Annotated in this window: 8 protein-coding genes; 1 reads left to right on the top strand and 7 read right to left on the bottom strand. The window is 70.8% G+C overall.

What is annotated here, in order from left to right; translation table 11 throughout:
* Nucleotides 1–405: 405 nt before the first annotated feature.
* The 4 genes from ACXN5W_RS29985 to ACXN5W_RS29970 all read right to left on the bottom strand — a co-directional run bounded on the left by ACXN5W_RS29985 (nucleotide 406) and on the right by ACXN5W_RS29970 (nucleotide 3,792).
* The gene (locus tag ACXN5W_RS29985; protein WP_473161750.1) at nucleotides 406–1,659 is read right to left on the bottom strand and encodes an RNA polymerase sigma factor; all 1,254 of its coding nucleotides are present in this window, start codon (nucleotides 1,657–1,659) and stop codon (nucleotides 406–408) included.
* A 37-nt stretch (nucleotides 1,660–1,696) separates the two neighbouring features.
* Nucleotides 1,697–2,068, bottom strand: a complete 372-nt coding sequence (locus ACXN5W_RS29980; protein ID WP_473161749.1) for a YciI family protein — start codon at nucleotides 2,066–2,068, stop codon at nucleotides 1,697–1,699.
* 61 nt (nucleotides 2,069–2,129) lie between these two features.
* The gene (locus ACXN5W_RS29975) at nucleotides 2,130–2,816 is read right to left on the bottom strand and encodes a DUF998 domain-containing protein (RefSeq protein WP_473161748.1); all 687 of its coding nucleotides are present in this window, start codon (nucleotides 2,814–2,816) and stop codon (nucleotides 2,130–2,132) included.
* A 379-nt stretch (nucleotides 2,817–3,195) separates the two neighbouring features.
* Entirely contained in the window at nucleotides 3,196–3,792 is a 597-nt protein-coding gene (locus ACXN5W_RS29970) for a TetR/AcrR family transcriptional regulator (RefSeq protein ID WP_473161747.1), read from the bottom strand.
* A 99-nt stretch (nucleotides 3,793–3,891) separates the two neighbouring features.
* Between ACXN5W_RS29970 and ACXN5W_RS29965 the strand changes: the two genes are divergently transcribed.
* Nucleotides 3,892–4,656 (top strand): SDR family oxidoreductase, encoded by a 765-nt coding sequence (locus tag ACXN5W_RS29965; protein ID WP_473161746.1) that lies wholly within the window; start codon nucleotides 3,892–3,894, stop codon nucleotides 4,654–4,656.
* Nucleotides 4,657–4,865: 209 nt separating this feature from the next.
* Here the strand turns inward: ACXN5W_RS29965 and ACXN5W_RS29960 are convergent, their stop codons facing one another.
* Genes ACXN5W_RS29960 through ACXN5W_RS29950 form a run of 3 tightly spaced genes read right to left on the bottom strand, consistent with a single transcriptional unit; the run spans nucleotide 4,866 to nucleotide 8,202 of the window.
* Nucleotides 4,866–5,501, bottom strand: coding sequence for a response regulator (locus tag ACXN5W_RS29960; protein WP_473161751.1), 636 nt, complete (start codon nucleotides 5,499–5,501; stop codon nucleotides 4,866–4,868).
* A 20-nt stretch (nucleotides 5,502–5,521) separates the two neighbouring features.
* The gene (locus ACXN5W_RS29955; RefSeq protein WP_473161745.1) at nucleotides 5,522–7,522 is read right to left on the bottom strand and encodes a sensor histidine kinase; all 2,001 of its coding nucleotides are present in this window, start codon (nucleotides 7,520–7,522) and stop codon (nucleotides 5,522–5,524) included.
* Between the two features lie 2 nt (nucleotides 7,523–7,524).
* A complete protein-coding gene (locus ACXN5W_RS29950; protein ID WP_473161744.1) occupies nucleotides 7,525–8,202 on the bottom strand; it encodes a M15 family metallopeptidase in 678 nt (225 codons plus the stop codon).
* Nucleotides 8,203–8,835: the final 633 nt, after the last annotated feature.

Raw genomic sequence — 8,835 nt, 5'->3', positions numbered from 1 at the left:
CCTCGGCCGCGTCCCCGCGGCCACCAAAACCAACGACTAGCAGATCAACCAACACGAGGGGGGTCCGTTTTCAACCGACCCAGAGGGGTCCAGATTCGGCCGCCGTTGACAGCGCCACCGTCCGAACACCATCACTCCGCCTTGCAGTGCTGATCCGGCGCTCCCAACTGCTACCGCGCCGGTGGATCGTCGAGCGCACCCTGAGCTGGTTGACCCGCTGTCGCCCGACGAGTCCTCGAGGTGTGTCGGCTCCGCCGGAAAACTGGCTCTGGCACACTTTCGATGCTGTTGGTGATCTTGGTTGTGCGGTGCTGGACGCCGCGGACCCGTCAGGCCCGGCACGCCTGCGCCACCTCGGTGTCCCGGAGACCTTGCGCCGGAGGCGCCGAGGGGGACCTGGCGGGATCAGGCGCCTGCCTTCGCTCGGAAGATCTCCCGCTCTTTGGCGTTGCGGGTCAGCGCGGCGGCTCGCGCCCACTCCTGCTGGGACTCTGTGGTCCGGCCGAGCTTCTCCAGGAGATCAGCTCGTACGGCGGGAAGCAGCGGGTACTGATCCAGCGCCCCACTCGCCCGCACCGTGTCAGCGATCTCCAGACCCTCGGCCGCCCCCTGGGCCATCCCGACCGCGACCGCCCGATTCAACTCGGCGACCGGCGACGGCCAGACGTAGGACAGCACCAGGTAGAGCGCGGCGATCCGCGACCAGTCGGTCTCCTGGACGGACCGGGCTCGAGCGTGACAGGCCGCGATCTCGGCCTGCAACACGAACGGTCCGAGCGCACCGCCGATCTCCTGCGCCCGAGCCAGGGCGGCGAGGCCGCGCCGGATCAGCAACCGGTCCCAGCGGGCCCGGTCCTGGTCGCCGAGCAGAATCGCCGCACCGGCCCCGTCGGTCCGCGCCCACATCCGCGACGACTGAATCTCCATCAGCGCGACCAGCCCGTGCACCTCGGCCTGATCCGGCATCAGCCCGGCCAGCACCCGGCCCAGCCGCAGAGCCTCCCGGCAGAGGTCGGGCCGCATCCAGTCCTCGCCCGCGGTCGCCGAGTAACCCTCGTTGAAGATCAGGTAGAGAACTTCCAGGACCGAGGCGAGCCGCTGGGCGAGCTGATCCGGCGGCGGTAGTTCGAACGGCACCCGTTTGGCGGCCAGTGTGCGCTTGGCCCGCACGATTCGTTGTCCAACGGTCGGCTCGGCGACGAGGAAGGCCCTGGCGATCTCCTCGGTGCTCAGGCCACCGAGCACGCGCAGGGTGAGCGCGGTACGCGCCTCCGTCGACAGCACCGGATGGCAGGAGATGAAAATCAGCCGCAGCAGGTCGTCGCCGACGTGATCGTCCAACGCGTCGTCCACGGCGTCCTTCTCGTCGATCGGGGCGACCGCCAGAGCCCGGCCGACCTCCGCGAGCTTCTCGCCGTACCGGATCCGCCGCCGGACCAGGTCGATCGCCCGATGCTTCGCGGTGGCCATCAGCCACGGCCCCGGATCCCGCGGTACGCCCCGCTCCGGCCACTGCTCCAGGGCGATGACGAGGGTGTCCTGGGCGATCTCCTCGGCCAGGCCGACGTCGCGCACGATCCTGGTCAGGCTCGCGATGAGTTGAGCCGCCTCGATCCGCCAGACCGCCTCGACAACGCGATGTGGATCGGTAGCCGTCATGGCTACCGATCCAACCACCATCAAGGTGTTCGCCTGCTCATCCCTGCGGCGCGAAGTCCTCCGGCCCGAAGACCCGCGACACCTCAGCCTCACCCTCCCAGCCCTGCCACAGGTCACGGTGCAACCGCATGAACCGGCCGGCCCACTCGACCGCCTCCTCCTTGGACCGCACGTCGTACACCACGTAGCTGATCAGCTCCTTCGCCTCGGCGAAGGGACCGTCAACGACGCTGAGCCCGCCGGCGGTGACGGCGATCCGGGCGCTGTTCGCCGTGGGAGCCAGCCCGCCCATGTCCAGCAGCACGCCGGCGTTGGTCGCGTCCATCCCGAGCTTCGCGATCGCCTCCATCAGCGCGGCGGGCGGCTGGCCATCGGGCTGGGCTGCCTTGAGAATCACCAGATAACGCATTGCCTTCTCCTCCTGGTCTATTTCATACGGTTCAAAACGAACGTCCATCGGATGTGCCGAATCAGTGCGACACCCGCCGGTAGCGGTCGACCGCGACGGCCGCCTGCCAACCGGAAACCAACAGGACGGCACCGGTGAAGGCCAGGATGCTCCAGGCCGCGCCGGCACCGGCGGTCAGACCCAGGAAGTTGGCACCGAACACCACGCCGACGGCCCGCGATGACCACGCCCAACCGGTGACGCCCTCGGCCGCGAACCGGCGGGCCAGCCCGAAACACGCCGCGACCAGGCAACCGAACCCGACGGCACCGGCGGCGAAGTGACCGTAGCCGTGCCAGCTGATCGTGCCGGGACCCTCCGGAGTACCGACCGGGAAACCCAACCCCGGGTCCGCGCGCAGCAGACCGGCCGCGATCAGGCTGACGCCGTACGCGCCGATGAGCCGCGGTGCCCAGCGCGCCCCGGCCCCGCTGCCGAGCGCCCGACGGAGCCCGACCGCGAACGCGACGGTCATCAGGCCACTCACCAGGAAGTTCACGATGTGGATCCACCCCCGGTCGCCGTTGCTGAGCATGCTCCACGCGTGCCGCGTCGGGTCGAACCCGGCGCGGGTGAACACCTCGACCAGCGACACGGTGACATACAACGGGCCGGCGATCACCCCGTAGCCCAACAGGGATTTGGTGACCCTGACCGCCGGGTCGCAGGTCATGGCGGTCGGCGTGCCGGAGGTCAGCTGCTCGATCATGATCGTTGCCCTTCGCGGCGGGTCGGCTTGTCCGGCCCTTCACCCGCTCCCTCGAACAGCCGCACCCCACTTCGACAACCCACCCAGGATTTTTTTTGCTCAGGCAGGCGCGGCCAGGTCCACCAGCATGGCCGGCCCAACGTCCGCCGCGACCGGTACCCGGCAACGAACGCGCGCATCCGGGCCAGATCAACGCCGGCGGCTACTCCGCCTATCAGGTCGGCGTCATTCTCCTGCCGATGTCCGCGGTGGGCATCGCACTGGCCCATCTGGCCTCCAACAAGGCCTGGGTACGCTGGCCGCTGATCATCGGGGCGCTCGCGCGTCCCGGGGCGACACGACGATCGAGCGCTGACGCAGGGGTCGGGGTCGCGCTGGTCTACCGGCGGCTGGCCGCCGGCCCGAAGGGCACGGGCCGGAGGGCATCCATCAGGAGTTTCAACTGGCGGGTGGCCTGCGCCCGCTGGTCCGGTTCGCCGGCGATCAGCGAGATCCCGCCGAGTGCCATCAGCACGTCGAAGGCGGCGATGTCGGTGCGGATGGTCCCTTCCGTGGCGCCCGCCGTGAGCAGTGTTGCCAGCGCGGTGGTGATCCGGTCCCGCACCTCCAACCGCTGCTCCTCGTCGCCGGCGAGGGCGGCTCTGATGACGTCGGCCATGGCGCGCTTGGTGGCGAGGAAATCGAGGAAGGACCGCATCCAGCTGTGCAGCGCGATGGCCGGCGGGTGCTGGGCCAGCAGTTCGGTGGCACTGGCACAGATCCGGTCGACCTCGCCGCGGTACACCGCCCAGACCAGGTCCTCCCGGGTGGGGAAGCGCCGGTAGAGCGTGCCGATGCCCACGCCGGCGTCCTTTGCCACCTCCCGCAGCGATGCACCGGTACCGTCCCGGGCGAAGGCGCGGCGGGCGGCGGTCAGGACGCGGTCCTGGTTCATCTTCGCGTCGGCACGTAGGCGGCCACCTGCCTCTTCGGTCACACAGCCCTCCCTCCGGTTGGTAAACGGAGCCTGCTCCGCTTACGCTTCAGCTCTATGCGGACGGTGCTCCGCTTCTAGGATCCTATTGGAGGATGGACGATGACCGAATCGTTGCTGGACACCGTGGCCCTGGTGACGGGGGCGAGCAGCGGGATCGGCGCCGCGACGGCGCGAACCCTGGCGGCGGGCGGCGCCACCGTGGCGCTCCTGGGCCGCCGCGCCGACCGCCTCCGTACCGTTGCCGAGGAGATCGAGACGGCCGGCGGTGCCGCCCTGGTGCTGGAGGCCGACATCACCGACCCGGAACAGGCAGAGGCGGCGATCGAGCGGGTCGTCAGAGATCTCGGTCGGCTGGACACGGTCGTCAACAACGCCGGAGTGAGCTTCGTCGGCCCCGTCGAGGACGCGCCCGAGCGGGAGTGGGACCAGATGATCGCGGTCAACATCGAGGGCGTACTCCGGGTGACCCGGGCGGCCCTGCCACACCTGGTAAACGCCGCGCAGCGCCCCCCACGCCGGGTCGCCGACCTGGTCACCATCAGCTCCACCGCCGGCCGGGTGGCCCGACCGGGACAGGCGGTCTACGCCCTGACCAAGTCCGCGGTGAACGCCTTCTCCGAAGCGACCCGACAGGAACTTCAACCAAAGCGGGTACGGGTCGGCGTGGTGGCACCCGGAACGGTGGCCACGGAACTGGCCACACACCTGCGCGACGGCGTACGGGAGGAGGTCATGCGGCAGATCACGAGCATCGAACTGCTACGCCCGCAGGACATCGCCGACGCCGTGGCCTACATGGTCACCAGGCAGCGACACGTCGCGGTCAACGAGATGCTCGTCCGGGCAGCCGAACAGACCTGGTGAACAAACATGGTCGGTGGCACCTGGACCGCTCGCGGTGGCCCGGCTGTCGCCGACTGAAAACCGTACGTACGTATTGTCAACGTGGCCGGGTGCTCCCGCCCCCTGGCAACGCCTCGCGACACGGCCTGGTGAAGTCGGGGATCACGAGTCCGACCGAGGCCCTGGACCGAGAACCGCCCGGATGCGGGGGTGAACGCCCGCCCGGCCAGTCAGGCTTCTGCGTCGAGCCCGTGCTCGATGGCGTAGCGGGCCAACTGGACCCGATTGTGCAACTGGAGCTTGCCGAGCGTGTTCTGCACGTGGTTCTGGACCGTGCGGTGTGACACCACCAACCGCTCGGCGATCTGCCGGTAGGACAGGCCCTTGGCGACCAGCCGGAGCACCTCGGTCTCCCGGCTCGTCAGCCGGGGCGTGTCGGCGGGCTGGGCGGGCGCGGCGGCGAGACGCCGATACTCGCCCAGCACCAGGCCGGCCAGCCCGGGGGTGAAGACGGGATCGCCGACGGCGGTACGCGCCACCGCCTCGAGGAACTCGGCCCGGGCCGCCGATTTCAGCAGGTACCCGGTCGCCCCGGCCTTCACGGCGTCGAGTACATCCCGCTGCTCCCCACTGGCCGACAGCATCAGAATCCGGACACCGGGGTCCGCGGCGACCAGGCCACGGATCACCTCTACGCCCGGCAGGTCCGGCAGCTGGAGGTCGAGCACCACCACCTTGGGACGCGCGGCCGGAGCCACCCGTACCGCCTGACCACCCTCGCCCACGGCCGCGGTTACGTCGTACCCGGCCTCGGTGAGGTCCCGAGCCACCGCGTCGCGCCACATCGGATGGTCGTCCACCACCATCACCCGTACCGGCACGACCGTCACGCTACCCGGCGTCGCGGTACCAGGAACTCCACCTCGGTTCCGTCGCCCGGGCGGCTGTCGATCGTCATCGTGCCCCCGAGGTCGGTGATCCGGCCGCGCATCGACTGGGCGATGCCGAGCCGACCCGCGTCGGCCGCCTCGACCAGCCGCTCCGGCGCGAATCCGACCCCATTGTCACGGACGGTGACGCGTATCGCGTCCCCCTCGTCCTCCACCAGAACCCAGGCGCGGGCGTTCGGGCCGGCGTGCCGGCGTACGTTGTCCAGGGCCGCCCTGACCACGGCGGTCAGCTCCGCAGCGGTGGTGGACGGCAGCAACACCGGATCCGCCGGCGCCGCGACCTCGACGGTCGGGGACTCCAGGCCCGTCAGGCCGGCTCGCAGGTCCTCGCTGGCACCGCGCCCCGGCGTCGACGTCCCGCTGAGCAGGGTACGCAACGCCACCTCCTGCTCGGCGGCGAGCGCGGCCAGTTGCGTGCCGTCGCCGCCCAGCTCGGCGCCGTGCCGCTGGACCAGCGTGAGCACCTGCAACACGCCGTCGTGAATGGGACGGGCCAGCCGGTCGCGCTCGGCGGCGGCGGCCTCGCGCCGGATCTGCTCCGCTTCCTTCCGCTCGGCCCGCCGGGCGGCGATGTGGTGGGCGAAACCCAGTCCGCCCGTTGCGGCGCCCGCCACCAGGAGCAGCACAGCCGACGTGGTCAGATGGTTCACCGGGTTGAGATAGGACGATTCCGGTAGGCCGTCTCGCAGGTAGGTCACCGCCACCGTCTGCGATCCCGCCACGGCCAGGACGGTCACCACCGGCCCGATCATGGCGGGCAGGGCGCCACGCGGTGCCAGCACCGGCGCCGTGGCTCCGGCGCCCCCGGCCCCCGCCGCGGTGATCAGGACGAGGATCAGCAGCACCGGGACGGTGTGTCGTTGTTCGGCCAGCTTCGCCGGCTGTCCCGTCGTCGCTGCGTAGGCGATGAACAGCGCCGTCGCGGCCACCACCGTCAGCGCGCCGGCGAGCGGTGTCCGCCACCGGCTGCCAGCCGCGATCACGCCCAGCAGCAGCCCGGCGAGCGCGCCGAGCAACCGTACCGGGGCCTGGTACGTCAGCGCGGCCAGGACGAGGATCGTCGGTGCCACGGCCGCGACCCGCACCGTCGCGACGGTCAGCGCCCCGGCCAGGGACCACACCCCGGCGACGGCGGCGATGGCGGTCGCGCCCACGAGGGTGATCGCCCCGATGATGGCGACCTTCGCGTACGGGTGCCGGTACAGAGTGTCGAAGGGGACATCGAGCAGGCCCGCCAGCCGCTCGGTGGTCACCAGGGACAGCGGGATCACTAGGCACATCGCGAGTGCGGCGGCCAGCACCAGCCGGACCCGTCGCCACGACCAGCGGCCGACGGCGGCCAGCCCGACCGCGTCGCGGTCCCCGCGCCGGGCGTGCCAGGCCGCCGGGAGCAGACCCAGCAGGCCGGCCACAATCAGGCCAGGGCGCCAGGCAGGGCTGGAGTCGTTCAGGGTCAGCCACTCCGCTCCGGTGAGGATCGAGCCGAACAGTTGGGCGCCGACGGACAACCCCGCGAGCGCGGCGCCCCAGCCGGGCGACCCGCGCATCAAGCCCTGGGCACAGGCCAGCACCCCGACGATCGCCAGCGGATATCCGGCCGGGGTGACGATGCTGACGGCGAGCGGATGACTCACCTCGACAGAGATCAGCAACAGTGCGGGTACGGCCAGCAGACCCGAGGCAACCAGCAGGTACGGCCACCAGCGCAGGGCGCCCAGCGCCACGACGGTCGCCCCGATCGGCACGAGGACCACCAGCCAACCCACGGCCCCGCGCGGGGCGCCCCCCAGCGAGGGGCCGAACGACGACATCCCGCCGTACCTGAGTGACGTCCATACCACGAGGAGCAGGCAGCCGCCCACCCCGCCCAGCACCGTCGGTAACCGCGGCGTGAACCAACCGACTGCGGCTGCTGGTCGACTCGGTTGCTCGTTCATGGCTAGATGGTGGCCGATCGGTCGATTCCGCCTGAGGCCCGGCCCCAGGATCCGTCCCCCACACCCGGGTGGGGACGACGGCGCGGGACGCCGTCCGGGTAGTGTTCGAAATGCCACCACTCGTTGTCGTAGACCCGGTACAGACCGTACCGGTGGCCATGTTCCTCCAGCCAGCGCGCGCCCTCGGCGGGCCGCACGTCCAGCGCGGTCCCCGCGACGTGCCGCGACTCGCGTGGCGGGAGCACCCAGCGGCGGGCGGCATCCACCGATCCCTCGCGGCGGACGGCCTCGGTGAACAGCCGCGCCTGCAGGTGTGCCGCCCGGTGGCCGGAGGTGAGGCCGATCAGTTCGCCGTCGTACCACAGCGCCCGGGTGCGGGCGGCCTCGAACGCGGCACGCGTCGCCGGGGCCAGGCCGGTGAGATTCTCGGCTGGGAAACGCGCCGCCAGTGCCCAGCGGCAGGCCAGCCGCCGCGCCGATCGCCGGGTCCGGCCTACGGCGACCAGGCACGCCACCGGCAGCAACGCCACCGCGAGGGTCCGCACGACGATCCGGTACAGCCGGTCCCGGCGGCGGGGAGGTCTGGCCCCCATCGCCACGGCTCCCGACGGGTTCGGTCCGCTCGGGTCCGGCGGGCGGCGGTGTACCCGCAGAGGTTCGACATCGTCACGCAACGACATGACATCACGATGCCGCGATCGGCGCCTCGTGCCCTGAGTGCCGATACTCATCTTCGGTGAGTGGGCCCGGCGCATCTGCTGGCCGCGAAACGGGCCCAGTCAGGCGGGTTCGCCGACACGGGCACAGCAGTGCCAGACCCGGGTCGTCGAGCCGCCCGAGAAGCGTTTACGTGCGGGAGGGCCACCTTCTGGAACGGCATCCGCGGCGACCGGCGACTACGCCGCCAGTTAGCCGAGCTGGCCGACTCGGACGCTGACGCGATAGCCGACAGCCTCCGCAGCTACAACGCGATCATTGTCTGCGACCACGACACCTGGGCGGTCGAGTCCGACACGACCCGGATCGAGCTGGCGCCCAGCACGGTCCTCGGGTTCGCCCCGCCAGCGTTGCCCGCTCAACGAACAGGCAACGCCACCACCAAACCCGAACGATCATCGCGGCTGGTGTGGAAGTAACGTGTCCGAGGATGGATCGATACCGTAACCCCACGGCACAATCCAGTCGACATTACGTTGATGTAGAGGTCGCGTCCGCGCGAGTGGTGTAAGAGACGGCCATCGCGGGATCCGGTTTGATGTTAGGCGGCGATCGGGTTCGGGTCGGCCTGCTGGGTGTCGTGTTGGTCGGTGTCG

This window comes from Plantactinospora sp. A48 (assembly GCF_055793945.1).
The sequence above is the reverse complement of the archived record's forward strand: the minus strand, read 5'-3'. Positions and strand labels throughout refer to the sequence as shown.